Source organism: Methylobacterium sp. 190mf, assembly GCF_900107945.1.
Taxonomy (GTDB): domain Bacteria; phylum Pseudomonadota; class Alphaproteobacteria; order Rhizobiales; family Beijerinckiaceae; genus Methylobacterium.
In genome coordinates this window covers 353,550-377,818 of record NZ_FNVI01000001.1, presented here as the reverse complement: position 1 = coordinate 377,818, position 24,269 = coordinate 353,550, and the positions used below count along the sequence as shown (strand labels likewise).

Here is a 24,269-nt window from a genome sequence, read left to right as displayed (position 1 = left end):
GACCTCAGGCCGGATCTCAGGCCGTCTTGGCTTCCCGCCGACGGGCGGTCTGCTGGAAGAACAGCGCCTGGCTGATCACCGCCGAGACGTTGGCGGGCTGGAACGGCTTGGCGATCAGGAACGCCGGCTCGGGCCGCTCACCGGTGAGGAAGCGCTCGGGATAGGCGGTGATGAAGATCACCGGCACCTCGAAGGATTTCAGGAGGTCGTTCACGGCGTCGAGGCCGGAGGAGCCGTCGGCGAGCTGGATGTCGGCCAGGATCAGGCCGGGGCGCTTGCCCTCGCCGGCGATCTTGATCGCTTCGGTGCGGGTGCGGGCGACACCGATGACGTTGTGGCCGAGACCCTCGACCAGCGCCTCCAGATCCATCGCGATCAGGGGCTCGTCCTCGATGATGAGGATCTCGGTCGCCATGTCGGCGGCGAGCTCGCGACCAGCCTCGTCCACGAGGTCGCGAACCTCGGACACGTCGACGCCCAGAATGATCGCCGCGTCCTCCTCGGAGAAGCCCTCGAGGCAGGAGAGCAGGAAGGCCTGGCGCGGCAGCGGGGTGATCTGGCCGAGGCGGACCTCCGCCGGCAGATCGTGCTGGACCTGCTCGCTGCGGCCGTTGACCGAGAGCGAGTTCCAGATCCGCGTGAAGACGCGGAACAGGTCGGCCTTGATGTTGGTGCTGCGACCGAGCGTGTCCGGCTCGTTGACGAGGGTCTCCAGGGTGGCGGCGACGTACGCGTCACCCGCCACTTGGCTACCCGTGAGCGCGCGCGCGTAGCGGCGCAGGTACGGCAGGTGCTGTACCACGAGTTGCGATGTCGACATTCGATCCCCTGTGCCTCGCCGTGTTGCCCGGCCGCGAGCGCCTCGATCCGTCACCGAGGGCCTGCCGGGGCCGGCTTTCTGTCCTGCGCAGCCTACCGCCCAACGCGGAGGCCCGCACTCCGTTCCACCCCCCAGCGGAACCGATGCCGGCGCGCAGGCGTTGCCGGCGCAGCCATGGCGTATGTCGAGCCGCAGCACAATGCGGCCGGGCCGACTTCGGCAACAAGGGGCGTGTTGATGGTGGACCAGGGAAAGGAGGCCGGTCTTCGCGCGCGCGATCCGCACGTCGAGACCGCTTCGGATCGCTTGTCGGAGTCCGAGAACAGCTCCGGCGGTACGGCCGCTTCCGACCCGTCCGACCGCGCCAGGAGCAAGGGCGGCCTCAGCGATCAGACCCGGAACCGCATCGCCGCGCAGCTGCGCGCGATGTACGACACGGTCACGCAGCAGCCCGTACCCGATCGCTTCGCCGAACTGATCGCCAAGCTCGACAGCGCCGACCGCAAGGCCTGAAACCGCTCGTTCCGTGACCGGGGCAATCCACCCCTGCAACCGCGTGCGATGGCAGCGCCGCGATGGGAAAAGCCGCCGCCCTGCGGCGACGGCTCTTCCGTGGGTCCGTGCGCCGGCCCGCTGAACGGGGCCGGCCGCTCCGGCCATCGGTCAAAGTGTCGGCGAACGGCCCCGCATCAGGCCGACGACGGCCGAGATGGCGAACAGGACGATCGCTACGAAGAAGACCAGCTTGGCCGCCTCCATGGCGGTGCCGGCGATGCCGCCGAACCCAAGCAGAGCGGCCACGAGAGCGACGACGAGAAAAGTTACGGCCCAACCGAGCATGGTTCGTATCCTTAGAAAGCACCAACGCGGGCGGGCCGCGTCGTTCTGAACACGAAAACGCCAAGGTTTCGCTCCGGTTCCGCCCCCATCGCGAAGTCCTGTGAGTCCCCGCGGGCGCGAGCGCCGGCCGCGACATGGGGTGACGGAACGAGACAGGGGCGCTAGCGTTCGAAGATAGGTCTTAAGGCTCGATCCGGGATTTGCGATGCTGCAATCTGCCAAGAGTGCCGTTCGATCGAAGGCCGCCGCGATGGCGACGCGCGTGACCGAGATCGTCGACAGGGCCGGCGACGCCCTGCGCGCGGCCGCACTCGGTCTCATGCCGGCACCGGCGCCCGTACCGGTCCGCGTGCGCGCACGGCAACCGCGCCGGCAGGACTGATCGCGGGACGCGCGCGACCCCGGAGCGGACACGACCCCTCCCGCGTCCCTCCACAGGCGCCGGACGGCATCACCCCTGCGTCAGGATCACCGGCAGGACAGCGGGCAGGCCCTGCCGCCCTCCCAGAATGCCTCGCACCGCGGCCTCCCATCCCCTAGGCCCCGGGGGCGATTGCCACGCGGCCGCGAACCGTCCAAGGAACCGTCGTATCGATCGCACGGGATCGCGATGGCGGACACCGACGAGACCACCCTGACCTTCGATCCGTCGATGCCTCCGGCCGGCCGGCTGGACCGGGTCGCGCCGCTGATCCGCCGGCGGGTCGCGCCGAACGGAGGCCCGTTCACGGCGAGCGGCACCTGCACCTACGTGGTGGGCCAGGAGCGCGTCGCGGTGATCGATCCGGGCCCGGACGATCCGGCCCATGTCGAGGCGCTGCTTCGGGATCTCGGCACCGAGCGGGTCGAGGCCATTGTGGTCACCCACACCCATCGGGATCACTCGCCCGGAGCAAGGCTGCTCGCCGCGCGCACCGGCGCGCCGATCGTCGGATGCGCGCCGCACAGGGCCGCGCGGGCCCTGTCGGAAGCGGAGACCCCGATGCTCGACGCGAGCGCCGACCGGGCGCACGCGCCGGAACGGATCATGGTGGAGGGCGACGCCGTGTCCGGCCCGGGCTGGACCCTCGTGGCCGTCGAGACCCCCGGGCACACGATGAACCATCTCGCCTTCGCGCTGCCGGAGGCGCGGGCGCTGTTCTCGGGCGACCACGTCATGGCGTGGTCGACCACGATCGTGGCGCCGCCCGACGGCGCGATGCGGGCCTACATGGACTCCCTCGACAAGCTGCGCGGGCGCGACGAGACGGTCTACTGGCCGGGCCATGGCGGACCGGTGCGCGAGCCCGCCCGGTTCCTCCGCGGGCTCGCCGGGCATCGCCGCCAGCGCGAGGCGGCGATCCGCACGCGGCTGGCCGCCGGCGACGGGCGGATCGCCGACATCGTCGCTGCGATCTACCAGGGGCTCGATCCCCGGCTCCGCGGCGCGGCGGCGCTGTCGGTCTTCGCCCACCTGGAGGATCTGGTCGGACGCGGGCTCGCGTCCTGCGACGGCGCCCCCCGCCTCGACGGCACCTACGCGCCGGCCTGAGAGGCGCGGCGGCTCACTTCACCGCGAGAGCGAGGTTGGCGACGTCGTCGAGATAGGCCCGGATCCGGTCGGCATTGCTGCCGAAATCGCGGCCGCCGAGCCGCGAGGCCGAGCGCACGTCGATCCGCGCCCCGTCGGCGCGGGGGCGGATGCGCACGGTGACATCGTCCGGCAGGTTGAGGACCAGCCCCCGCGCCACGGCCTCGATCCGGCCGTTCCCGGTCCGGCCGCCCGGCCGGATCGCCTCGACGATCTGCCAGTGCCGCTTCAGGGCAGCCTGCCGGGCGAGTTCGAAGGCCTCGTCGGCGCCGATATCGAGGGTCAGCGGCGCGATCTGCGGGTAGGCGCCGCGCTGGCTCTCGCGCGCAGCCGGGCTCGGGTCCGCCGGATAGCGTCCGCCGCGGGCCGCGAAGGCCGCCCGCGAGCGCGAGAAGGCCGGCGGATTGTCGATGTCGGTGGTGATGTCCGAGAGGGCGGGAAGACGCAGGCCGCGCAGGCCCAGGAAGGCGGGGTAGCCGAGAACCGCCAGCGCCAGGATCAATCCGGCGAGGGCGGCCCCGAGACCGCGGGCGCCCTCGCGCCAGACCCGCACGAAGGCGAAGATCGCGGCCGCGGCCGCCAGCAGCGCGACGCCGAGCCCGGCCACGAGCGCCACGAGGGCGGCGTCCGTGTCGGAGCGCGGATCCCGGACGAGGACCAGGGCGATCCCGGTGGCGATGACGGAGAACACGGCGAGCCGCCGGGCCAGCGGCCCCGCACGGGTCACGGGTTCCTCGATGAGCAGGCGGCGCATGGGGATCATGAAGGCGTTCGAGGCCCGATCTTAGAGCTTGGCCGGAGCCGGCGCCATGGCGCCGCGGTCACGGCGCGTACGCGCGGGCGTTGCCGGGCAGGCCGAGCGTGGCGGGCAGTTTGAGCGGGTCGGGGAGCATCGCGCCCCCGTACCGGCCGACCGGGTCGGAGATCTCGCTGTGCGCGACCGTCTCAGCCGTCAGGGCGCTCCAGGGGCCCGTCACCGCGAACAGGATCCCGCGGGAGGAATCGCCGGGCGGACGCAGGACGAGGTCGCCCTTGGCATCGAGCCGACGCTCCGGCAGCGAGACTTGGCCGTGTAGGGTCGCCCCGACGCTCGGCCCCAGGAGACCCGACTCGGCGATCTCGCCCACGCCGTCGGCGAAGCGCAGCGTCACCACGGCCCGTTCGAAGGCCGTCCGGCCGTTGCGGCGCGCCAGGGCGCCGGACGCCACCGCGCCGTTGCGGTGGATGACGTCGGCGAGGTCGAGGCCCGCGATGGCACCACCGTCCATGGCGAGTGTGGCCCGGCCATTCAGGTGCGCCAGCAATCCGACCGTGTCCCGGGCCCTGGATTCGAGGGCGAAATGCCCCTGCACGGGCCCCACCACCCAGCGGGCCGCGCCGATCTCGCCGAGCAGCGCGCCGAGGTCGACGCGGTCGAGGCTTCCCTGCGTGCGCAGTTCGGTCGCGGCCGGATCGGACCCGCTCGTCAGGTTGACGCGCCCCTTGAACGTGCCGTCCTGGATCCGGGCCCGGTTCACCGCGACCTCCAAGGCGGCCTCCCGCACCAGGACACTCGCCGCCAGATCCTGCACCCGGACGGCGCCGGCGCGCCCCTCGGCCGCCGACAGGCGCAGGTCGAGGTCGCCGCGCGTGAAGGGCGCCAGGGCGATCGACGCGGGCGCGGGGTCGAGGAGCCGCGACACATCCGCGACGAGAGGCGTGAGATCGAGCGTCTCGGCCGCCAGGGTCGCCTGCACCGAGAGGCGCGGCGCCTTGCCGGGCCCGAACGCGACGGCGCCGGCCCCCTCGAGCACGTTCTGACCCAGGCCGATGCGCAGGCTCGGCCACGAGACGGACCGCTCGCCCGTCTCGAAACGGCCGTCGACCGAGAAGGCGCCGGCGAGCGGCGCCAGCGGCATATCGCGGCCGATCCAGGCCAAGCTCTCCGGCAGGGATCGCGTCTCGAACCGGACCTGCCCGGACATGACGGGCAGCGCGCTCCCCTCCGCCGGCGGCGCCACCGTTCCGTCCGCCGCGAGGCGGCCGTCCGGCCACGTGATCTCCGCAGTGAACGGGCTCCCGCGGCGCTGGGCCATCTCGGCCGGACGCAGGTGGCTGAGGGCGATCCGGGTCGGCACGCCGCGCCAGATGAGGCTGGCGCGGCCCTCGGCGGCCTTGCCCCAGAGCGGCCACGCGATGTCGAGGTCGATGTCCCGGGCCGTGTCGCCGGCGGCGAGGCGCGCGTCGCGCACGACGATCCGGCGCGGCCGGGCCGTCTCGCCGGACCGGGCCTGCTCGGCGAGGCGCGCGAGGGGGGCGTCCCAGCCGGCGGGGTCGTCCGACAGCCGAGCGCCCTCCAGGCGGAGGCCGCTCACTGCGGCGCGGCCGCCGAGGAGGCTCAGCGGGTCGAGATCGATGGTCAGACGGCCCTCATCCGCCAGGACCGGGCCGTCGGAACCGGCAGCGAGCCGGACGCGGTCGAGGGTCAGGCGCGGCCAGGGCAGCACCGCGAGGCGCGCGGGCCCCTGCAGCGTCAGCTCGAGTCCGTAGGCGTCGAAGGCGCGGCGGGCGAAGGCCGTGGCCCGGCCATCCTCCAGGGGCCAGTCGCGCAGGCCGAGGCCGGCCGCGATCAGGCTCCCGAGAGCGAGGATGAAGATCGGGCGGCGCAGCGACATCATGCTCCGAGAGGGCGGCGGCTGTGGCCGGAAGCCGGGCGCCGCGCCGGCCCCTCGGGCTGCCACGGCCCGGCAGGGTCTGCACGTCGAGTGGGCAACTTAGCGTCCCCGGCCGGTTTTGTCTGCCGCGCCCGCGCAGGGCCGCCCTGCCCTCCCCAGCGCAGTGCCGGTTACGGATCGCCCGGGACCGCGCCGGCCGGTGCGGTGCACCACTGGATTTCGCGCGCGGAATCGGGAAGAGCAGGCGCGAGGACACGCGCGTCCCGAGGTTTCGGCCGGTCGGGTCCGGCGGGAAAAGGACGGTTCGATGAAGAAGGTCTACACGGATGCCGCCGCGGCCCTGGCCGGCCTCCTGCGCGACGACATGATGGTGATGTGCGGCGGCTTCGGCCTCTGCGGCATCCCCGACGAGCTGATCGAGGCGGTGCGCCTCTCCGGCGTCAAGGGCCTCACCGTCGTGTCGAACAATGCCGGCATCGACGGGGTCGGTCTCGGCAAGCTCCTGGACACCCGCCAGGTCGCCAAGATGATCTCGTCCTACGTGGGCGAGAACAAGGAGTTCGCCCGGCAGTACCTCGGCGGTGAGCTGGAGATCGAGTTCAACCCGCAGGGCACGCTGGCCGAGCGGATCCGCGCCGGCGGCGCCGGCATCCCGGCCTTCTTCACCAAGACCGGCGTCGGCACCAAGGTCGCCGAGGGCAAGGAAGTCCGCGAGTTCGACGGCGAGCAATACGTCATGGAGCGCGGCCTGTTCGCCGACCTCGCCCTGGTCCACGCCCACACGGGCGACACCGAGGGGAACCTGCGCTACCGGATGACCGCGCGCAACTTCAACCCGATGATGGCCACCGCCGCCAAGATGACCGTGGCGCAGGTCGAGCACCTCGTGAAGCCGGGCGAGATCGATCCGGACACGATCCACACGCCCGGCATCTTCGTGAAGCGCATCATCGACGTCGGGCAGCGCGACAAGCGCATCGAGCAGCGCACCACGCGCAAGCGCGGCGACAGCACCCCGGCCGCGGCGGCCGGCGGCGGCACGCACTGATCGGACGGGAAGGGAGCGAGAACGATGGCCTGGACCCGCGAGCAGATGGCGGCGCGCGCCGCCAAGGAGCTGGAGGACGGCTTCTACGTGAATCTCGGCATCGGCATCCCGACGCTGGTGTCGAACTACATCCCCGAGGGCATGTCGGTGCAGCTCCAGTCGGAGAACGGCATGCTGGGCATGGGCCCCTTCCCCTACGAGGGTGAGGAGGACCCGGACCTGATCAACGCCGGCAAGCAGACGATCACCGCTCTGCCGACGACGAGCTACTTCTCCTCGGCGGATTCCTTCGGGATGATCCGCGGCGGTCACATCAACCTGTCGATCCTCGGCGCCATGCAGGTGGCCGGCAACGGCGACCTCGCCAACTGGATGATCCCCGGCAAGATGGTGAAGGGGATGGGCGGCGCCATGGACCTCGTGGCCGGCGTGAAGCGCGTGGTCGTGGTGATGGAGCACCTCGCCAAGAACAAGGACGGCACCGAGAGCCCGAAGCTGCTCAAGGCCTGCGACCTGCCGCTCACCGGCACGCAGGTGGTCGACCTGGTGATCACCGATCTCGGCGTGTTCGAGATCGACAAGAAGGGCGACGGCGGCATGAGGCTCATCGAGCTCGCCGACGGCGTCACCGAGGACGAGATCCGCGGGAAGACCGAGGCCGATTTCACCGTCGCCCTGAAGAACTGACGTCTCGGGGCCCGGCGGCCGGCGTCGCCGGGTCCGCCGGGCGGGAGACGGCCGGGCACCCGACCGTCCCGCGGTGCCGCCGCCCAACGCCTTTCCACATCGACTCAGGCGGTTTCCGGTTCAGACGGCGCGCTCCGTCGTCACGAGCGCAGCGAAGTGACCCAGGGTCGCGCCATCGTGCAGAGTGTGGCGCTGCTGGATTGCTTCGCTCCGCTCGCGAGGATGGCGGAACCGGTCGGTGACCCGGAAACCGCATCGAACGCCAGGCACCCCCGCTCCCAGTCGGGACAGGGGTGCTTCGCGTGACTGCGCGCCGGCCAGGCGTGGCGTGGGCTGTGGGTCCCGCCCGGCCTCGGGCGGCTCAGCCCGCGTCGCTGGCGCCCGCGCCCGCGAGTTGCGGATCCCGGGTCGCGGGTCGCACCGGGCTGTCGGCCGCCGGTTCCTCGCCCTGCAGCGCCCGCCGCACGTAGCCGTCGACCCGGTCGCCCTGCTCCGGCAGGGCGGCCTCGAGATGCGCGATCATCTTGGGCGTCCAGAACGCCTTGATGTGCTTCTGGATCCCGGCCACCGCCTCCTCCTCCGGGTAGGACCGGAAGAAGGTCGCGATCTGGTTGGCCATGCGGACGAGCTTGTCCGCCTGCGTCACGGCGCTCATCGGGTACTCTTACTCTGCCGCGTCGAGGGTCTGGGCGATCCGGGTCAGGGAGAAGTCCTCCTCGTAGAACTTCGCCTGCCAGTCGGAGGGCCGGTTGGTCCGCCGGACCTGCACCGCCGTCACCTTGTACTCGGGGCAGTTGGTCGCCCAGTCCGAGTAGTCGGTGGTGATGACGTTGGCGCCGGTCTTGGCGTGGTGGAAGGTCGTGTAGACCACACCGGGCTGCATCCGCTCGGAGACCTTGGCCTTCAGGGCGATGTCGCCGGAGCGGCTCTCCAGGGCGACGAGGTCGCCGTCGACGATGCCGCGCAGCTCCGCGTCGAACGGGTGGATCTCCAGCACGTCCTCCTCGTGCCAGCGCGAGTTCTCGGTGCGCCGGGTCTGCGCGCCGACATTGTACTGGGACAGGATCCGGCCCGTGGTCAGGATCAGCGGGAACTTCGCCCCCGTCCGCTCCTCGGTGGCCACGAACTCGGTGATCATGAACCGGCCCTTGCCGCGGACGAACCGGTCCACGTGCATCATCGGCGTGCCGAGCGGCGCCTTCTCGTTGCAGGGCCACTGCACCGAGCCGAGCTCGTCGAGCTTGGCATAGGACACGCCGGTGAAGCTCGGGGTGAGCGAGGCGATCTCGTCCATGATCTCGGACGGGTGATTGTAGTTCATGGGGTAGCCGAGGGCATTGGAGAGCAGCACCGTGCCCTCCCAGTCGCCGTAGCCGCCCATCGGAGCCATGACCTTGCGGACCCGCGAGATGCGGCGCTCGGCGTTGGTGAAGGTCCCGTCCTTCTCCAGGAACGAGGCGCCCGGCAGGAAGACGTGGGCGTACTTGGCGGTCTCGTTCAGGAACAGGTCCTGGACGACGATGCACTCCATCGCCATCAGGCCCGAGGTCACGTGGTGCGTGTCGGGATCCGACTGGGCGATGTCCTCACCCTGGATGTACATGCCCTTGAACGTGCCCTCGACGGCCTCGTCCAGCATGTTGGTGATGCGCAGGCCCGGCGCGTTGTCGAGCTTGGCGCCCCAGAGGGCCTCGAAGCTCTCGCGGGTGGCGTCGTCCGAGACGTGGCGGTAGCCCGTCAGCTCGTGCGGGAACGAGCCCATGTCGCAGGAGCCCTGCACGTTGTTCTGGCCGCGCAGCGGGTTCACGCCGGCGCCGAGCTTGCCGATGTTGCCGGTGGCCATGGCGATGTTGGCCATGCCCATGACCATCGTCGAGCCCTGGCTGTGCTCGGTGACGCCCAGCCCGTAGTAGATGCCGGCCGCGCCGCCCTTGGCGTAGAGCCGGGCCGCCCCGCGGACCTGCTCGGGGTCGAGGCCGGTGAAGGACTGCTGGTTCTCCGGGGAGTGGCGCTCGTCGGCGATGAACCGGGCCCAGGACTCGAACTCGGCGAGGTCGCAGCGCTCGCGGACATAGGCCTCGTCGATCAGCCCCTCGGTGACGATCACGTGCGCCAGCGAGTTGATGAAGGCGACGTTGGAGCCGGGCTTCAGCGGCAGGTGGAAGTCCGCCTTGATGTGGGGCGACTTCACGAGGTCGATCTTGCGCGGATCGGCGACGATCAGCTTGGCGCCCTCGCGCAGCCGCTTCTTCATGCGCGAGCCGAAGACCGGGTGGCCGTCGGTCGGGTTGGCGCCGATCACCAAGATCACGTCGGACTTCTCGACCGACTTGAAGTCCTGGGTGCCGGCCGAGGTGCCGAGCGTCGACATCAGGCCGTAGCCGGTCGGCGAGTGGCAGACGCGGGCGCAGGTATCGACGTTGTTGTTGCCGAAGGCGGCGCGCACCAGCTTCTGGACGAGGTAAGCTTCCTCGTTGGTGCAGCGCGACGAGGTGATGCCGCCGACCGAATCTTTTCCGTATTTCGCCTGGATGCGCTTGAACTCGCTCGCCGCCCGGTCGATCGCTTCCTCCCAGGACACTTCGCGCCACGGATCCGTGATCTTCTCGCGGATCATCGGCTTGGTGATGCGGTCCTTGTGGGTGGCGTAGCCGTAGGCGAAGCGGCCCTTCACGCAGCTATGGCCCTCGTTGGCCTTGCCGCCCTTGTAGGGGACCATGCGGACGACGCGCTCGCCCTGCATCTCGGCCTTGAACGAGCAGCCGACGCCGCAATACGCGCAGGTCGTGACCTCCGCGTGCTCGGGCTGGCCGAACTCGTGGATCGACTTTTCCTGGAGCGTCGCGGTCGGGCAGGCCTGGACGCAGGCGCCGCAGGAAACGCACTCGGACTCGAAGAAATTGGTCGGGCCGGCGGCCACGCGGCTGTCGAAGCCGCGGCCCGCGATGGTCAGCGCGAAGGTGCCCTGCACCTCTTCGCACGCCCGGACGCAGCGGTTGCAGACGATGCACTTCGACGGGTCGTAGGTGAAGTACGGGTTCGACTCGTCCTTCGGCAGGTACTTCTCGGAGCTCGGCCGGACGTGGTTGTCGCCCTCGTAGCCGTAGCGCACGTCGCGCAGGCCGACGACGCCCGCCTGGGTCTGCAGCTCGCAGTCGCCGTTCGCCGCGCAGGTCAGGCAGTCGAGGGGGTGGTCGGAGATGTAGAGCTCCATCACGCCCTTGCGGAGCTTGGCGAGCTTCTCGTTCTGCGTGTGCACCACCATGCCGTTCTCGGCCGGGGTCGTGCAGGAGGCCGGGGTGCCGCGCCGGCCCTCGATCTCCACGAGACAGAGGCGGCAGGAGCCGAACGGCTCCAGCGAGTCTGTGGCGCAGAGCTTCGGGATCTGGGTGCCGGCCTGCATCGCCGCCGCCATCACCGAGGTGCCGGCCGGCACCGTCACCGACATGCCGTCGATCGTCAGCGTCACCGTCTGCTCGCTGACGCGGATCGGCGTGCCGTAGTCGATCTCCTTGATCAGGCCCATCGACGTCTCCTCACTCGGCCGCGGCCGGCAGATCGCCGGCGCGCCTGAAATCCTCGGGGAAATGGGTGATCGCGCTCATCACCGGCATGGGCGTCAGCCCGCCCATGGCGCAGAGCGACCCGTCGGTCATGACCTCGCAGAGGTCCTCGACCAGCTTCAGGTTCGCCTCCGGCCGGATGCCGGCGATCACCTTGTCCATGGTCTCGACGCCGCGGGTCGCGCCGATGCGGCAGGGGGTGCACTTGCCGCACGACTCGGTGGCGCAGAACTCGAAGGCGAAGCGAGCCTGGCTCGCCATGTCGACGGTGTCGTCGAACACCACGATGCCGCCGTGGCCGACGAGGCCCTTGTTGGCCGCCATGGCCTCGTAGTCGAGGGGCGTGTCGAGGAGATGGTCGGGGAAGTAGGCCCCGAGCGGCCCGCCGACCTGCACGGCCCGGACCGGCCTCCCTGAGCGGGTGCCGCCGCCGAAATCCTCGATCACCTGCCGGAGGGTGATGCCGAAGGCCATCTCGATCAGGCCGCCGTGCTTGACGTTGCCGGCGAGCTGGATCGGCAGGGTGCCGAGCGACCGCCCCATGCCGTAATCGGCGTAGGCCTTGGCCCCGTTCTCCAGGATCCACGGCACGGCCGTGAAGGTCATGACGTTGTTGACCAGCGTCGGCTTGCCGAGAAAGCCCTTGAGCGCCGGAATCGGCGGCTTCGCACGCACGATGCCGCGCTTGCCCTCCAGGCTCTCCAGCAGCGAGGTCTCCTCGCCGCAGATATAGGCGCCGGCGCCGAGGCGCACTTCCAGGTGGAAGGTCTTGCCCGAGCCGAGGATGTTCTCGCCGAGCACGCCCGCCGTCACGCCGTTGGCGATCGCCTCCTTGAGGGTGGCGAAGGCCTGCGGGTACTCGGAGCGCAGGTAGATGTAGCCGCGGGTGGCGCCGGTCGCGACGCCCGCGATGGTCATGCCCTCGATGAGGTTGAAGGGGTCGCCCTCCATCATCATCCGGTCGGCGAAGGTGCCGGAATCGCCCTCGTCGGCGTTGCAGACCACGTATTTCTGGTCCGCCTTGGCAAGCATCACGGTGTTCCACTTGATGCCGGCCGGGAAGCCGGCACCGCCCCGGCCGCGCAGGCCGGACTCGCGCACCGCCGCCACGATGCCCTCGGCATCGAGCTTCAGGGCGGCCTCGAGGCCGCGGTAGCCGCCATGCGCCCGGTAATCGTCCACGGAGACCGGGTCGACCACGCCGCAGCGGTGGAAGGTCAGGCGCTGCTGCCGGGCGAGGTAGGGGATCTTCTCCGGATCGCCGAGGCGCAGGGCGTGGTCGCCGCCCGCGGTCAGGCCGGCATCCAGCAGGGCATCGACGTCCTTGACCGTCACCGGCCCGTAGGCGACGCGCCCCTCGGGGGTGTCGACCTCGACCATCGGCTCCAGCCAGAACAGGCCGCGGGAGCCGGTGCGGACGATGGTGACGTCCAGGCCGCGGCGCTCGGCGCCGGCGAAGAGGGCGCGGGCGACCTTGTTGGCGCCGAGCCCGAGGGCGACGGCGTCGCGCGGAACGTAGAGCGCGACGCTCACTGGCGCACCTCCGTCAGGGCAGCTTCGAGGGCGTCGGCGGTCAGGTGCGCGACGGGCTCACCGTCCACCAGCGCGGCGGGGCCGTTGGCGCAGAGGCCGAGGCAGTAGACCGGCTCGACCGTGGCGCTGCCGTCGGCGGTGGTCTCGTGCCAGCCGCAGCCGAGGCGGCCCAGGATCTCGCGGTGCAACTTGTCCGAGCCCATGGCCTGGCAGGCCTCGGCTCGGCACAGCTTCACCTCGTGGCGGCCGGCGGGGTGAGCGCGGAAATCGTGGTAGAAGGTGATGCAGCCGTGGACCTCGGCGCGCGACAGGTTCAGCGCGTCCGCGATCAATGGCACGGCGCCAGAATCCACGTAGCCGAAGGTTTCCTGCAGCGCGTGCAGGATCGGCAGCGTGGCCCCTTCGAGATGGGTGTGCTCGGCGATGATCCCGGATGCGCGCTCCGCGCTCCAGGGCTCGTGACGCGCCATGGTTTCCAGCCCAGTCTGTTCCTGTTCTAATGCGAAGAGGAACAGAAATGCCGAATGGCATCAATCGCGCTGTCCGGTCGGGCGACAAAGGACGTTTGTCGAGCTGTAACCCGCAGGCCGGACGAGCGCAGACAGTTCGTTAACCTGTTGCCGCGGCGCGGTTTTTCAGATCCTATCGGCAGTCAGAATTTGTCGCGTGCGTCGCAACATAAATTTGTGCCCTGCAGGAAACTGCATTCCGCCACGTCAGCTCCGGAACGTCCGGGTAAAGTCAGCGGTCCTTGCGAGCGGAGCGAAGCAATCCAGGGTAGCGCGACCTCGGCGATCGTGGCGCGACTGGATTGCTTCGCTCCGCTCGCAAGGACGGAGGCGGGCCCCGAGACCTGAGCCTCGGCCGCCTCAGAACTCCATCTCGAGTTCCTCGATCTCGTCCGGCTCGTCCGCGGCGGCCTCCGCCCACTCGACCATCAGCGGCCAGTGCAGGATCGTGTCGCGGTAGGCGGCGGCGCGGGGCGGCAGCGCGACGTCGTAGGTGCGGAAGCGGGTGCAGACCGGGGCGAACATGGCGTCGGCGAGGCACGGCCGCGCGCCGAACAGGTACGGCCCCTCGTAGCGGTCCAGGCAATCGTCGAAGATCGTGACGATGCGCTCGATATCGGCCTTCGCACCGTTGAACACGCGGAAATCGGGGTGGAAGGCGCGCAGGTTCATGGGCAGCGCCGAGCGCAGATTGACGAAGCCGGAATGCATCTCCCCCGAGATCGACCGGCAATGGGCGCGCTCCGCCACGTTGCCGGGCAGGAAGCCGGCCTCCGGGAAGGTCTCGGCGAGATACTCGGCGATCGCCAGCGTGTCCCAGACGACCACGTCGCCGTGGCGCAGGCGCGGCACCAGGAACGAGGGCGACAGGTGCAGCAGCTCCGCCCGGGTGGTGGCGTCGGTGCCGGACAGGACCTCGGTCCGGAAGTCGAGCCCGGCCATCCTGCAGATCAGCCAGCCCCGCAGGGACCACGAGGAGTAGTTGCGGCTCGAGATGGTGAGCGTAGCGGCCGTCATCGTCCTGCCCCGGGCGCGTCGCCGATCGTGCGGTCTGCGAGGCCCGATCCAAGACTCGTGCCGAACGGGGCGGGCGAATCGCTTCCGGCGGCGATTCTACTCCCGTCGCAGCAGCGCCGCGACCTCCGCCTGCTCGGCGGCTGACAGGTTTCGGGCCGGCGCGGGCGGGCGGCGGCGGGCGAGGCGCCAGATGCCGAGCCCGCCGAGCAGCACCGCGAGCACCGGGGTCAGCCACAGCAGCAGGGTGTGCAGCGCGAAGACCGGGCGCAGCAGCACGAACTCGCCGTAGCGGGCCACGACGTAGTCGAGCACCGCCGTGTCGCTGTCGCCCTTCTCCAGCCGCTCGCGGACGATCAGGCGCAGGTCCTTGGCGAGCGGCGCGTCGGAATCGTCGATGGACTGGTTCTGGCAGACGAGGCAGCGCAGTTCGGCCGAGATCTCCCGGGCGCGGTGCTCCAGCGCGGGATCCTTCAGCACCTCGTCGGGCTGCACCGCCAGGGCCGGCAGAGACGCCAGCAGGGCGAGCGCGGCCAGCGCCGGGCGGAGTGAACGGCGCGCCATCACTCGGCCGGCACCGCGACCGGGAGCGGCCGCGCCTTCGCCTTGGCGGGGACGCCCACGCGCATCCGCCGGTCCGTGAGCGACAGGCCGCCGCCCAGCGCCATCACCACCGCCCCGAGCCAGATCAGCAGGACCAGCGGCTTGTAGTAGAGGCGCAGGCCGACGCCGCCGTCCTGCCCGATCTCCCCGAGGCTCGCGTAGACCTGGCTGACACCGTTGGTCAGCAGCCCCGATTCCGTCACCGCCATCTTGCGGCTCGGGTAGAAGCGCTTGCCGGTCTCGACCTTCCCGACCTCGTCGCCCCCGCGGGTGCGGATCGTCAGGTAGGCGGCGGCCTCCTCGTAGTTCGGTCCCTTGCGCGGCGCGACCCGGTCCAGGGTCGCCACGTAGGGCCCCGTCGCGAGGCTCTCCCCGGGCTTGAGGGTCGCCAGCCCCTCGGTGGCCCAGCCCTGCGCGGCGATGCCCAGCACCACCACGCCGACGCCGGCATGGGCGATGGCGGTGCCCCAGGCCGAGCGCGGCAGGCCGACGGCGCGGCGGCCGATCTGTCCGAGGGACCGGGCGCGGCTCGCCCCGTAGCCGCGGGCGCGGGTGACGATCTCCAGGGCGGAGCCGATCAGCAGGTAGGCGCCGAGGCCGATCCCGACCGGCGCCAGTACCGGCCCGCCCCAGGTCAGCGCCAGCACCGCGAAGCCGACCACCAGGGCGACGGCCAGCGCGGCGAACAGGCGCTGGGCGGCGGCGAGCACGTCGCCGCGCTTCCAGGCCAGCGCCTGCCCCATGGGCACGATCAGCAGCAGCGGGATCGCCAGCGGCACGAAGGTGGAATTGAAGAAGGGCGGACCGACCGTGATCTTCTCGCCGGTCAGCATCTCGAGCACCAGCGGGTAGAGCGTGCCGACCAGCACGGTGGCGCAGGCCGCCACCAGGAACAGGTTGTTGAGGACGAGCGAGCCCTCGCGGGAGATCGGCGCGAACAGTCCCCCCTGCCGCAACAGCGGCGCCCGCCACGCGAACAGCGTCAGCGAGCCGCCGATGAACAGGATCAGGATCGCCAGGATGAACACGCCGCGGGTCGGGTCGGTGGCGAAGGAATGCACCGAGGTGATCACGCCCGAGCGGACCAGGAAGGTGCCGATCAGCGACAGCGAGAAGGTCAGGATGGCGAGCAGGACCGTCCAGACCTTAAGGGCGTCGCGCTTCTCCATCACCACGGTGGAGTGCAGCAGCGCCGTGCCGGCGATCCACGGCATCAGGGAGGCGTTCTCCACCGGGTCCCAGAACCACCAGCCGCCCCAGCCCAGCTCGTAATAGGCCCAGTAGGAGCCCATCGCGATTCCGAGCGTCAGGAAGCACCACGCGGCCAGCGTCCAGGGCCGCACCGCCCGGGCCCAGACGGCGTCGATCCGCCCGTCGATCAGCGCGGCCACCGCGAAGGCGAAGCTGATCGAGAAGCCGACATAGCCGACGTAGAGGAGCGGCGGGTGGACCGCGAGACCCGGATCCTGCAGCAGCGGGTTGAGGTCGTTGCCCTCGAGCGGGGCTGGGATCACCCGGGTGAACGGGTTCGAGGTCGTGATGATGAACAGCACGAACACGAAGGTGATCAGCCCCTGCACGGCCAGCGTGTTGGCCCGCAGCCGCGGCGGCACAGAGTTCTTGGCCGCCGCCACGCAGGCGCCGAACAGGGTGAGGATCAGGACCCAGAGGAGCATCGAGCCCTCGTGGTTCCCCCAGACGCCGGAGATCTTGTAGATCAGCGGCTTCTGCGTGTGCGAGTTCTCGACGACGTTCTGGACCGAGAAGTCCGAGGTGACGTGCGCGTAGGTGAGCGCCGCGAAGGCGAAGAGCACGCAGGCGAAGGCGCCGAGCGCCGCCTGCGAGGCGGTCTGGCGCAGGGCCGGATCGCCCGAGCGGGCGGCCCAGATCGGCATCACCACCTGGACGAGGGAGATCGCCAGCGCGAGCGCGAGGGCGAAGTGGCCGGTCTCGACGATCATGCGGGTTCCCTCACCGCTCGCTGCGGGGACCGAGGGTGCTGTCCGCCGCCGCGGTGGCGGGCTTCGGCGCCGGGCCGCCCTTGTTCGGGCCGCCCTCCTGCCAGCGTCCCTGCGCCTTCAGCGCGTCGGCCACCTCGCGGGGCATGTAGGATTCGTCGTGCTTGGCCAGCACCGTGTCGGCGCGGAACTGCCCGCCCGGCTCCAGCACGCCCTCGGCGACCACGCCCTGCCCTTCCCGGAACAGGTCCGGCAGCAGCCCCTTGTAGTGGACCTCGACGGTCTCGTTCGTGTCGGTGACGGCGAAGTCGACCGTCTGGTCGGGGCCGCGCCTGAGCGAGCCGTCCTTGACCAGCCCGCCGAGCCGCAGGCGCGTGCCCGGGGCGATGGCCTGCTTGGCGATGTCGGTGGGCGAGCGGAAGAACACGATCGAGCCGCTCATGGCGTACAGCATCAGCCCCACGGCGAGCGCCAGGACGCTGCCGCAGGCGGCGATCAGGATCAGGCGGCGTTTCTTACGCGTCACGATACTTCCACCCCGCGGTCCGGCGCGCGGAGACCCGCGTCGACCGGAACCGTTCTCATTCTAGTCTTGAGGGTGTCGGCTCCAGGCGCCCGCGGGTCAAGGGCGGGCGTCGGGACCGATTGTCGTACGGGCCGCTCCGCGGAGGCGGGCTCGCGATCTTGTGGTGCCGCGGAACGGGCGCGCCAGGGGTCCGGCTTGTCAGGGGTTCGGCTTGCTAGGAAGCTCCAGCTCCCGGGCGAGACCGTCGAGCCGCGCCACCGCCTCGCTGTTGGCGGCCAGCGCCATCCGGGCGCGGTCGAGCGCCTTCACCGCCTGATCGCGCTCGCCCAGCGCGCTGTAGGAGCGCACGAGCCGCATCCACTCGTCCGGCGTGCCGCCCCGCGCGGCGAGGCGCCGGTCGAGTCCCTCGACCATCCCGCGAATCGCCGCCTGCTGCTCCGCCTGCGGCATGGCGCGCACGGCCGCCATCGCGGCCTCCTTCTCGGCCTGGGCGCCCGGTCCCGTCCGGCCCGATTCGGCCGGCGCGGGCGCCGCGCCCTCGGCGCCGAGCCCTACCGCGCGGGCGCCCTGCTCGACCTGGGCGAGACCCTGCGGGTCGCCCGCGAGGGCCGTGCGCGCCCGGGCCAGGGCGTCGGTCGCCTGCTCGCGCTCGCCGAGGACCATCCGGGACCGGACGAGCCGCAGCCACTCGTCGGGGGTGCCGCCGCCGCTCTTGAGGCGGGCGTCGAGCCCGTCGACCATGCCGCGAATCGCTGCCTGCTGCTCGGCCGGGATCTCGGGGGCGGCCTGGGGCGTCGCGGGCGGGGGCGGCTCGCCCTTGAGGCGGGCGAGGCTCTGCTTGACGATCCCGAGCCACGGGGCGTTCGGCGGGCTGCTGGCCTCGAGCTCGGTGAGCTGGCGGATCGCCTCGCCGGTGTCGCCGGCCTGCTCGGCCGCGCGGGCGAGGTAGAAGCGCGGCTTCGGCGCGTTCGGCTCCTTGGCCTGCGCCTTCTCGAACAGCGCCCTGGCCTCGGGCGACACGGTGCCGTCGCCGGCCGCCGTGAGGGCCTCGCCCTGGTCGGCCAGGAGGTCGGCGGTCTCGCCCTTGATCCGCGCGATGTTGGCGTAGGCGCGGGCGGCATCGTCGAAGCGGCCGGTGCGCATGTAGACCGGGGCGAGCACGGCCCAGCCGCGGGCATCGTTCGGGTCCCGTGCGAGGCGCGCCTCGATCTGCCCGACCGCCTTCATCAGCTCGTCGGCGCCGCCGCGGGCGGCCTGCCGGTCGGCCTCGGTCTGCGCCGGCACCTCGGGCGAGCCGTAGAGCCCGTAGGCGATCAGCGCCACGAGCGGGATGGTGGAGAGCGCGAAGGCCGAGGCGGCGCGCCGTCGGCGCAGGCGCGGCTCGGCCGGGCGCGCGGCCTCGGCGATGCCGGCATCCTCGGCCTCGCGCTGCGCCTCGCGGCTCGACCGGAGCAGGCGGCGCGCCGCCTCGGCCTTGGCGGTCTCGGCCTCGTCGGGGGCGATCAGGCCGCGCTCGAGGTCGCGGTCGATCTCGGCGATCTGATCCTCGTAGAACGCCGTCTCGGTGGCGAGCCCGCTGCCGCCGGCCTCGCCGGTCGGCACGGCGGCGCGCCGCGACATGGGCCAGAGCAGGCCGAGCACGGCCGCCGCGGTCATGGCCGCCAGGATGAACCAGATCGCCGTCATGGACCTTATCGCCAACGGGCCGCACCGGCCCGCCCCTCCCCACGCCCTGTGGAGCCGGCGGCGTGATGCCACGACGCCTCCCGGCGGCGGCTCGGTGTCACGCAACTCTGTTGCGATGACAAGGCCCCGGGCGGGAGCCATGAGGCCGCGTGCCGCCTCCCGGCCCGTACCCGGACGCGGCCGGACGCGCCCGGACGTGCCCGGGCGCGTCCGACGGCCTCAGTGGGCGGCCGTGCCGACCGGCAGGTCCCCCGGCACCTCCAGCACCGCGCGCAGGCCGCCGAGCGCCGCCTGCTCCAGGGTGAAGCGCCCCCGGTACAGGGCGGCGAGGTCGGCCACGATCGACAGGCCGAGTCCCGAGCCGGGCTTCGATTCGTCGAGGCGGCGCCCCCGGCCGAGCACGGCCTGCCGGGCCTCCGGCGGCAGGCCCGGACCGTCATCCTCGATGGCGACGACGAGGTGGGGATAATCGTCCTTGCTCACCGCCTCGGCCCGGATCGCCACCCGCCCGTGGGCCCACTTGGACGCGTTGTCGACGAGGTTGCCGACCATCTCCTCGAAATCCTGGCGCTCGCCGCGGAAGCGCAGGCCCGGCGGGACGTGGACGTCGTAGGCGATGTCCTTGTCTCGGTAGATCTTCCCGAAGGTGCGCACGAGGCCGGCGAGCGCCGGCTCGACCTCCGTGGAGGTGCCGAGCGTGCCGGCGAGCGCCGCGGCGCGGGCCCGGTCGAGGTGGTAGTTGACCTGATCGCGCATCACCGCGGCCTGCTCGCGGATCTTCTGCGCGAGCTCCTCGGGGGCGTCCGAGGCCCCGACCTCGTTGACGATGATCGAGAGCGGCGTCTTCAGGGCGTGGGCGAGGTTGCCCACCTGGGTGCGGGCGCGCTCCAGGATCTCGCGGTTGGTCTCGATCAGGAGGTTCACCTCGCCGGTGAGCGGCGCGATGTCGCGGGGATAGGTGCCGGTGATCCGGTCGGCCTCGCCCCGGCGGACGGCACCGAGCGCGGCGCGCATCTTCTTGAGGGGCGCGAGGCCGAAGCGGATCTGCAGCAGCGTGGTGATCGCAAGCGACAGGCCGAGCAGGCCGAAGGTGATGGTCAGCGAGTTCCGGAACCGGTCGACGTCGTTGACGATCTCGTCGGCGGGGCCCGCGACCCGGACCGTGTAGCGGCCCTCCTCGCCGAGATCGACGTCGCGCTCCATGATGCGCAGGAGGCGTCCGTCCTGCCCCTTGCCGTAGCCCTGGCGGATCTGCCCGACCCCGACTTTCCCGTCGGAATCGGTCGCGGCCGGCAGCGGCACGCCTACGAGGGAGCGCGAGGTGCGCACGTCGCGCGGCTTCGCGTCGGGCTTGCCGACCTGCCAGTACCAGCCGGACAGGGGCAGGTCGAAGCGCGGGTCGCCGAGCGAGAAGGTCCGGCTCTCGGGGTCGTTGGGCGAGACGAGGTCGGTGGCGAGATTGTTGGCGAAGACGAGGAGCCGGCTGTCGAAGGAGCGCTCGGTGTTCTCGCGGTAGAGGGTCGTGAGGATCCAGGCCGCGATCAGCAGGATCGCGGAGCTCGAGAGGAACGCCGACACGGCGAGCCGCACCGCGATGGAGCGGCGGCGCAGGGAGAAGAGGCCGATGAGGTCGATCATGGATGCGTCGGTCGCTCAGACGGGCGGCGGCGCATCGTAGAACACCGCGCCGCGCATCAGCGGGCGCGCCGTGCGGAAGAAGGCGCCGCGCTCGGCCCGCCAGCCGTCGGCCCCGCGGGTCACGGCGGCGTCGGCGGTGAGGATGCCCGACGGCATGCCGACCCGCAGGACCGCTTCGGTGGGGCGGGCGGCCTCGTGGACGAGGCTGCCTTCGAGCCGGGCGGCGACCGCGAGGCACAGGGTGGCGGTGAGCGGCAGCGCCTGGTGCGGCACGCCGTTCGAGATGACCCGGGCGGTCAGGTCGGTCTCGGCGGCGCGGATCGTGGCGCCGGAGAGGCTGCCGGAATCCTGCGGCGGCGCCACGAGGCCGACGAAGGGCACGTGGACGACGCGCGCCGCCGCCTCGAGATCGGGCGCGATGCCCATCGCCACGGAGCCGGCCCGGCGGATCCGCGCCAGCCGGTCGAGGAGGCCCGGCACGGCCTCCAGGGCGGCGGGCAGCTCGGTGCCGGCGAGGCCGAGATCGGCGGCGCGGACGAACACGCAGGCATTGGCGGCGTCGATCAGCGAGGCCTCGATCGCGCCGAGGCCCGGCACGTCGAGCCACTGACGGACGGCGCCGGTCGGGAGCAGCCGGCCGGTCGTGGCGCCGCCCGGATCCAGGAAGTCGAGCTGGATCGGCGCGCCCGTGCCGGTGACGCCGGGGATCGCGAGGTCGCCGCGGTAGACGCTGCGGCCGCCCGCGGCCGCGAAGCCCGCCACGATCAGCTTGCGCGTGTTGGTGTTGAAGATCCGCAGCCGCACCGGGCCGTCCGGGACGTCGACGAGCCCCTCGTCGACCGCGAACGGCCCCACGGCGGCGAGCATGTTGCCGCAATTGCCCGAGAGGTCGATGCGGCCGTCCCGGACCACGACCTGCACGAAGGTGTAGTCGATGTCGGCGTCCGGCCGCGCGGAGCGCTCCACCACGCAGATCTTCGAGACCGACGAGACGCCCCCGCCCATGCCGTTGAGCTGCCGCCCGAACGGGTCGGGGCTGTCCATGGCGGAGAGGAAGGCCGGCTCCCAGGCGGCGAGATCCCCCGGCACGTCCCGGCGGTGCAGCATCAGCGCCTTGCTGGTGCCGCCGCGCATGAAGACGGCCGGCAGCGTGCCGGAACGCGCGGCCGCGCTCACATCCGCGCCGGCGGCTGGTTGGGGTCCACGAGGTAGCCGAGGCCGCGGACTGTCTGGATCAAGTCCACCGCGAGCTTCTTGCGCAGGCGGCCCACGAACACCTCGATCGTGTTCGAGTCGCGGTCGAAATCCTGGTCGTAGAGGTGCTCGGTGAGTTCGGCGCGGGACACGACCCGGCCGGTATGGTGCATCAGGTAGGAGAGCAGCCGGTACTCGTGGCTCGTCAGCTTCACCTGGGCGCCGTCGACGAAGACCTTGCCGGAGCGGGTGTCGAGGGTCACCGGCCCGCAGGCGATCTGGCTGGTGGCGTGGCCGGCGGCGCGGCGCAGCAGGGCGCGCACCCGGGCCATCAGCTCCTCCATGTGGAAGGGCTTGGTGACATAGTCGTCGGCGCCGGCGTCGAAGCCGTCGACCTTGTCGGACCAGCGGTCCCGGGCCGTGAGGATGATCACCGGGGTCTTCACGCCGGCCCGGCGCCACTTCTGCAGCACGGTGACGCCGTCGGCCTTGGGCAGGCCCATGTCGAGGATGATGGCGTCGTAGGGCTCGCTCTCGCCGAGATAGCCGCCCTCCTCGCCGTCATAGGCCTTGTCGGCGACGTAGCCGGCCTCCTCCAGCGCGGCCACGACCTGCCGGTTGATGTCCTTGTCATCCTCCACGACCAGCAGACGCACGGCTCACTCCCCTCCGAAACGGTCCCCGCGCCCGCTCAATACTGTCCCGCCACGGTGCCGGTGCGCGCGTCGACGATCACGTGCACGAAATGCCCGTCGCGGCGCAAGGCGGTGAGCATGTAGACGAGGCCGTCCGCGTGACGGCAGAGGCTCGCCCGCTGGATCTCGGCGCGGGGGATCACCGTCCGGGCCGCGCGGATCGCCGCGACCGGCGGGATCACCCGGCGCTCGCCGACCTCCTCGCGCAGGTCCGCGGGGGACAGGCAGCTCTCGATCCGCAGCGGCGGCTGGCTCGACACCGCGCCCGTCTGAGGGGCCGGCCCGTCGTCGGCCATGGAGCCGAGGCCGCCCGCGGCGAGGGCCGCGGCGGTCAGGCTGATGGCGACGAGGGCGATGGCGTAGCGCATTGGCAGACGATGTGAGCCCAGGGCACTGAATGCGTCCTGAATACGTGGCCGTGCGTCGCCCCCGGCATTCGTCGGCGGCGGTCCGGACAGTCCCTTCGCGGTCGAATCGGTGGCGGGCGGCATCGTGCGGACATGACGGCCGAGGCGGCGCCCGGTTCCACGCCGCGCGCCGCTTCCCACAGGCGCCGCGGCCGGTCTCACGGTGACGGCGCCGGGGCGGGACCGCAGGCCGCGGCGCGGGCCGGCGGCCCGGCCCGGCCGGTCCCCGCCGGCGCGGCCTGCGCGACGCCGCCGGACCCCAGCGTCCAGGCAAGCCGGCCGACCGCCGCACCCTCGTGGACGGCGACCGTCACCGCCGCGGCGGCCGCCAGGCCGAGCCACGCCCGGTCGAGAACCCTGTCCCAGAGCAGGCGCATCTCACCCTCCCGTCAGCAGCTTCCAGAGGGTCCGCAGGGCCGGGATATGCGCGGCGAGCCACGCGACCTGGTCGGAGAACCAGTGCGCGGCCGCCGCCGCGGCGACGAAGGCGAGCACCGTCGCGTGCTTGAGCCGGCGCAGGTAGCGGCGCAGCGCGCGGCGCTCGAGATGCGCGTCGACCAGCTCGTCGAGGGCGGCGAGGCGCGGCTCGGACTGCCGGGCGAACCACGCGTGCCAGACGGGCGGGAAGCGGATCGTCCGGGGCCGCCCGCCGAGGGCGACACCCGCGCCCTCGGCGTCCTGGGGGGGCGCGGATTGCCGTGCCTCGATGCGGAGGGGCTTCATGGTGACGATCCCTGTTACACGGCCCCCGCGCCGCCGAAGCGGCGAGGCCCGGCCTCAGGCCGGGTGCTTGTCCGCCCCGCGCAGCTGCGCGAGCGCTGGGGCGAGGACGTTGGCGGCGCTCGCCTGCGGGTCGAGGGGCAGCGCCCGGAAGATCCGCGCGGCCACGCCCTCGGGGCCGCCCGCCTTCCGCACGACGTGCGCGGGGGCGGTGGCGAGCACGTGCCGGGCGCCGGCAGCCACCACCGCGGCGCCGAGATCGGCGCTGACGGTCCGGCCCCGGGCGGCCCCGGCCACGGCGTTCTGGCCGAACTCGGCCCCGGCGCGGATCGCGGCCTCGATCCGGTCGCGGGTGAGCACCGAGGCGGCCCAGGGCGCGACCCGGGCGATGCCGGCGGTGACGGCGGCGGCGGCGAGCGGCACGAGGGCGGCCGTCACCGGCTGGAGCAGGCCGGAGAGCCAGTCGCCCCACGGCAGCGCCAAGCCGGCGACGGGAGTAACGGCGGGCGCGGCACCGCCGGCCGGCGCGGCGAGGGCGGCGAGCGGCAGGCCCGTGATGGCCAGGGCGACGGCCGCCCGGATCGGGTGCATCATCGTGGAACTC

The 24,269-nt window shown here is 72.0% G+C and carries 24 protein-coding genes; 4 read left to right on the top strand and 20 right to left on the bottom strand.

Annotation, left to right across the window (positions count from 1 at the left end):
• Positions 1–16 precede the first annotated feature (16 nt).
• Positions 17–820: a response regulator gene (locus C4T42_RS01860; RefSeq protein WP_012321915.1), complete on the bottom strand. Its 804-nt coding sequence runs from the start codon at positions 818–820 to the stop codon at positions 17–19.
• A 174-nt stretch (positions 821–994) separates the two neighbouring features.
• On the opposite strand from C4T42_RS01860, the gene C4T42_RS01855 reads away from it, so the two are divergent.
• Complete coding sequence (locus C4T42_RS01855; protein WP_244435369.1) at positions 995–1,333, top strand: NepR family anti-sigma factor; 339 nt, start codon at positions 995–997, stop codon at positions 1,331–1,333.
• A gap of 150 nt (positions 1,334–1,483) precedes the next feature.
• Here the strand turns inward: C4T42_RS01855 and C4T42_RS01850 are convergent, their stop codons facing one another.
• Entirely contained in the window at positions 1,484–1,660 is a 177-nt protein-coding gene (locus tag C4T42_RS01850) for a DUF1328 domain-containing protein (protein ID WP_007568853.1), read from the bottom strand.
• Positions 1,661–2,270: 610 nt separating this feature from the next.
• Between C4T42_RS01850 and C4T42_RS01845 the strand changes: the two genes are divergently transcribed.
• Positions 2,271–3,191, top strand: coding sequence for an MBL fold metallo-hydrolase (locus tag C4T42_RS01845; RefSeq protein WP_103984646.1), 921 nt, complete (start codon positions 2,271–2,273; stop codon positions 3,189–3,191).
• 13 nt (positions 3,192–3,204) lie between these two features.
• On the opposite strand, the gene C4T42_RS01840 is transcribed toward C4T42_RS01845, so the two are convergent.
• Together C4T42_RS01840 and C4T42_RS01835 are read right to left on the bottom strand one after the other, a co-directional pair.
• A complete protein-coding gene (locus tag C4T42_RS01840) occupies positions 3,205–3,984 on the bottom strand; it encodes a DUF1499 domain-containing protein (RefSeq protein WP_026604580.1) in 780 nt (259 codons plus the stop codon).
• Between the two features lie 67 nt (positions 3,985–4,051).
• Positions 4,052–5,884, bottom strand: coding sequence for an AsmA-like C-terminal region-containing protein (locus tag C4T42_RS01835; protein ID WP_103984703.1), 1,833 nt, complete (start codon positions 5,882–5,884; stop codon positions 4,052–4,054).
• Between the two features lie 307 nt (positions 5,885–6,191).
• Here C4T42_RS01835 and C4T42_RS01830 point away from each other — a divergent pair, with 307 nt between their 5' ends.
• A complete protein-coding gene (locus tag C4T42_RS01830) occupies positions 6,192–6,932 on the top strand; it encodes a CoA transferase subunit A (RefSeq protein WP_020090888.1) in 741 nt (246 codons plus the stop codon).
• 24 nt (positions 6,933–6,956) lie between these two features.
• The gene (locus C4T42_RS01825; RefSeq protein ID WP_103984645.1) at positions 6,957–7,619 is read left to right on the top strand and encodes a 3-oxoacid CoA-transferase subunit B; all 663 of its coding nucleotides are present in this window, start codon (positions 6,957–6,959) and stop codon (positions 7,617–7,619) included.
• A 361-nt stretch (positions 7,620–7,980) separates the two neighbouring features.
• Here the strand turns inward: C4T42_RS01825 and C4T42_RS01820 are convergent, their stop codons facing one another.
• From C4T42_RS01820 to C4T42_RS01745, 16 genes are all read right to left on the bottom strand, one after another.
• A complete protein-coding gene (locus tag C4T42_RS01820) occupies positions 7,981–8,274 on the bottom strand; it encodes a formate dehydrogenase subunit delta (protein ID WP_020090890.1) in 294 nt (97 codons plus the stop codon).
• A 9-nt stretch (positions 8,275–8,283) separates the two neighbouring features.
• Positions 8,284–11,145, bottom strand: coding sequence for a formate dehydrogenase subunit alpha (gene fdhF, locus C4T42_RS01815; RefSeq protein ID WP_020090891.1), 2,862 nt, complete (start codon positions 11,143–11,145; stop codon positions 8,284–8,286).
• Positions 11,146–11,155: 10 nt separating this feature from the next.
• Positions 11,156–12,715, bottom strand: coding sequence for a formate dehydrogenase beta subunit (locus tag C4T42_RS01810; RefSeq protein WP_103984644.1), 1,560 nt, complete (start codon positions 12,713–12,715; stop codon positions 11,156–11,158).
• Complete coding sequence (locus tag C4T42_RS01805) at positions 12,712–13,185, bottom strand: formate dehydrogenase subunit gamma (RefSeq protein WP_010684574.1); 474 nt, start codon at positions 13,183–13,185, stop codon at positions 12,712–12,714. The genes C4T42_RS01810 and C4T42_RS01805 overlap by 4 nt, the downstream gene beginning before the upstream one ends.
• A 399-nt stretch (positions 13,186–13,584) precedes the next feature.
• Complete coding sequence (locus C4T42_RS01800) at positions 13,585–14,241, bottom strand: glutathione S-transferase family protein (RefSeq protein ID WP_020090894.1); 657 nt, start codon at positions 14,239–14,241, stop codon at positions 13,585–13,587.
• 96 nt (positions 14,242–14,337) lie between these two features.
• Positions 14,338–14,802, bottom strand: coding sequence for a cytochrome c-type biogenesis protein (locus tag C4T42_RS01795; protein WP_020090895.1), 465 nt, complete (start codon positions 14,800–14,802; stop codon positions 14,338–14,340).
• Positions 14,802–16,802 carry a heme lyase CcmF/NrfE family subunit gene (locus C4T42_RS01790; protein WP_020090896.1) on the bottom strand — a complete coding sequence of 667 codons (2,001 nt, stop codon included), beginning with the start codon at positions 16,800–16,802 and terminating at the stop codon, positions 14,802–14,804. The genes C4T42_RS01795 and C4T42_RS01790 overlap by 1 nt, the downstream gene beginning before the upstream one ends.
• A 10-nt stretch (positions 16,803–16,812) precedes the next feature.
• Positions 16,813–17,325, bottom strand: a complete 513-nt coding sequence (gene ccmE / locus C4T42_RS01785) for a cytochrome c maturation protein CcmE (RefSeq protein ID WP_020090897.1) — start codon at positions 17,323–17,325, stop codon at positions 16,813–16,815.
• Between the two features lie 198 nt (positions 17,326–17,523).
• Complete coding sequence (gene ccmI / locus C4T42_RS01780; protein WP_103984643.1) at positions 17,524–19,011, bottom strand: c-type cytochrome biogenesis protein CcmI; 1,488 nt, start codon at positions 19,009–19,011, stop codon at positions 17,524–17,526.
• A 219-nt stretch (positions 19,012–19,230) separates the two neighbouring features.
• Complete coding sequence (locus C4T42_RS01775) at positions 19,231–20,649, bottom strand: sensor histidine kinase (protein WP_020090899.1); 1,419 nt, start codon at positions 20,647–20,649, stop codon at positions 19,231–19,233.
• A 15-nt stretch (positions 20,650–20,664) separates the two neighbouring features.
• Positions 20,665–21,825, bottom strand: a complete 1,161-nt coding sequence (locus C4T42_RS01770) for a PrpF domain-containing protein (protein WP_020090900.1) — start codon at positions 21,823–21,825, stop codon at positions 20,665–20,667.
• On the bottom strand, positions 21,822–22,499 hold the full coding sequence (locus C4T42_RS01765) for a response regulator transcription factor (RefSeq protein ID WP_012321897.1): 678 nt from the start codon (positions 22,497–22,499) through the stop codon (positions 21,822–21,824). The genes C4T42_RS01770 and C4T42_RS01765 overlap by 4 nt, the downstream gene beginning before the upstream one ends.
• Positions 22,500–22,534: 35 nt before the next feature.
• A complete protein-coding gene (locus tag C4T42_RS01760; RefSeq protein WP_020090901.1) occupies positions 22,535–22,906 on the bottom strand; it encodes a PepSY domain-containing protein in 372 nt (123 codons plus the stop codon).
• A gap of 197 nt (positions 22,907–23,103) precedes the next feature.
• Positions 23,104–23,322, bottom strand: coding sequence for a hypothetical protein (locus tag C4T42_RS01755; protein ID WP_020090902.1), 219 nt, complete (start codon positions 23,320–23,322; stop codon positions 23,104–23,106).
• A 1-nt stretch (position 23,323) separates the two neighbouring features.
• Positions 23,324–23,668, bottom strand: coding sequence for a hypothetical protein (locus C4T42_RS01750; RefSeq protein WP_020090903.1), 345 nt, complete (start codon positions 23,666–23,668; stop codon positions 23,324–23,326).
• A 54-nt stretch (positions 23,669–23,722) separates the two neighbouring features.
• The gene (locus C4T42_RS01745; RefSeq protein WP_020090904.1) at positions 23,723–24,259 is read right to left on the bottom strand and encodes a hypothetical protein; all 537 of its coding nucleotides are present in this window, start codon (positions 24,257–24,259) and stop codon (positions 23,723–23,725) included.
• Positions 24,260–24,269: the final 10 nt, after the last annotated feature.

What these genes read in the sequence shown, in the direction of transcription:
- C4T42_RS01845 (WP_103984646.1), top strand. Translation starts at nt 2,271, where the DNA reads ATGGCGGACACCGACGAGACCACCCTGACCTTCGATCCGTCGATGCCT.
- C4T42_RS01760 (WP_020090901.1), bottom strand. Translation starts at nt 22,906, where the DNA reads ATGCGCTACGCCATCGCCCTCGTCGCCATCAGCCTGACCGCCGCGGCC.
- C4T42_RS01855 (WP_244435369.1), top strand. Translation starts at nt 995, where the DNA reads ATGGCGTATGTCGAGCCGCAGCACAATGCGGCCGGGCCGACTTCGGCA.
- C4T42_RS01830 (WP_020090888.1), top strand. Translation starts at nt 6,192, where the DNA reads ATGAAGAAGGTCTACACGGATGCCGCCGCGGCCCTGGCCGGCCTCCTG.
- C4T42_RS01840 (WP_026604580.1), bottom strand. Translation starts at nt 3,984, where the DNA reads ATGCGCCGCCTGCTCATCGAGGAACCCGTGACCCGTGCGGGGCCGCTG.
- C4T42_RS01795 (WP_020090895.1), bottom strand. Translation starts at nt 14,802, where the DNA reads ATGGCGCGCCGTTCACTCCGCCCGGCGCTGGCCGCGCTCGCCCTGCTG.
- C4T42_RS01775 (WP_020090899.1), bottom strand. Translation starts at nt 20,649, where the DNA reads ATGATCGACCTCATCGGCCTCTTCTCCCTGCGCCGCCGCTCCATCGCG.
- C4T42_RS01755 (WP_020090902.1), bottom strand. Translation starts at nt 23,322, where the DNA reads ATGCGCCTGCTCTGGGACAGGGTTCTCGACCGGGCGTGGCTCGGCCTG.
- C4T42_RS01745 (WP_020090904.1), bottom strand. Translation starts at nt 24,259, where the DNA reads ATGATGCACCCGATCCGGGCGGCCGTCGCCCTGGCCATCACGGGCCTG.
- ccmI (WP_103984643.1), bottom strand. Translation starts at nt 19,011, where the DNA reads ATGACGGCGATCTGGTTCATCCTGGCGGCCATGACCGCGGCGGCCGTG.
- C4T42_RS01820 (WP_020090890.1), bottom strand. Translation starts at nt 8,274, where the DNA reads ATGAGCGCCGTGACGCAGGCGGACAAGCTCGTCCGCATGGCCAACCAG.
- C4T42_RS01825 (WP_103984645.1), top strand. Translation starts at nt 6,957, where the DNA reads ATGGCCTGGACCCGCGAGCAGATGGCGGCGCGCGCCGCCAAGGAGCTG.
- C4T42_RS01850 (WP_007568853.1), bottom strand. Translation starts at nt 1,660, where the DNA reads ATGCTCGGTTGGGCCGTAACTTTTCTCGTCGTCGCTCTCGTGGCCGCT.
- C4T42_RS01860 (WP_012321915.1), bottom strand. Translation starts at nt 820, where the DNA reads ATGTCGACATCGCAACTCGTGGTACAGCACCTGCCGTACCTGCGCCGC.
- C4T42_RS01805 (WP_010684574.1), bottom strand. Translation starts at nt 13,185, where the DNA reads ATGGCGCGTCACGAGCCCTGGAGCGCGGAGCGCGCATCCGGGATCATC.
- C4T42_RS01790 (WP_020090896.1), bottom strand. Translation starts at nt 16,802, where the DNA reads ATGATCGTCGAGACCGGCCACTTCGCCCTCGCGCTCGCGCTGGCGATC.
- C4T42_RS01750 (WP_020090903.1), bottom strand. Translation starts at nt 23,668, where the DNA reads ATGAAGCCCCTCCGCATCGAGGCACGGCAATCCGCGCCCCCCCAGGAC.
- fdhF (WP_020090891.1), bottom strand. Translation starts at nt 11,145, where the DNA reads ATGGGCCTGATCAAGGAGATCGACTACGGCACGCCGATCCGCGTCAGC.
- C4T42_RS01835 (WP_103984703.1), bottom strand. Translation starts at nt 5,884, where the DNA reads ATGTCGCTGCGCCGCCCGATCTTCATCCTCGCTCTCGGGAGCCTGATC.
- C4T42_RS01800 (WP_020090894.1), bottom strand. Translation starts at nt 14,241, where the DNA reads ATGACGGCCGCTACGCTCACCATCTCGAGCCGCAACTACTCCTCGTGG.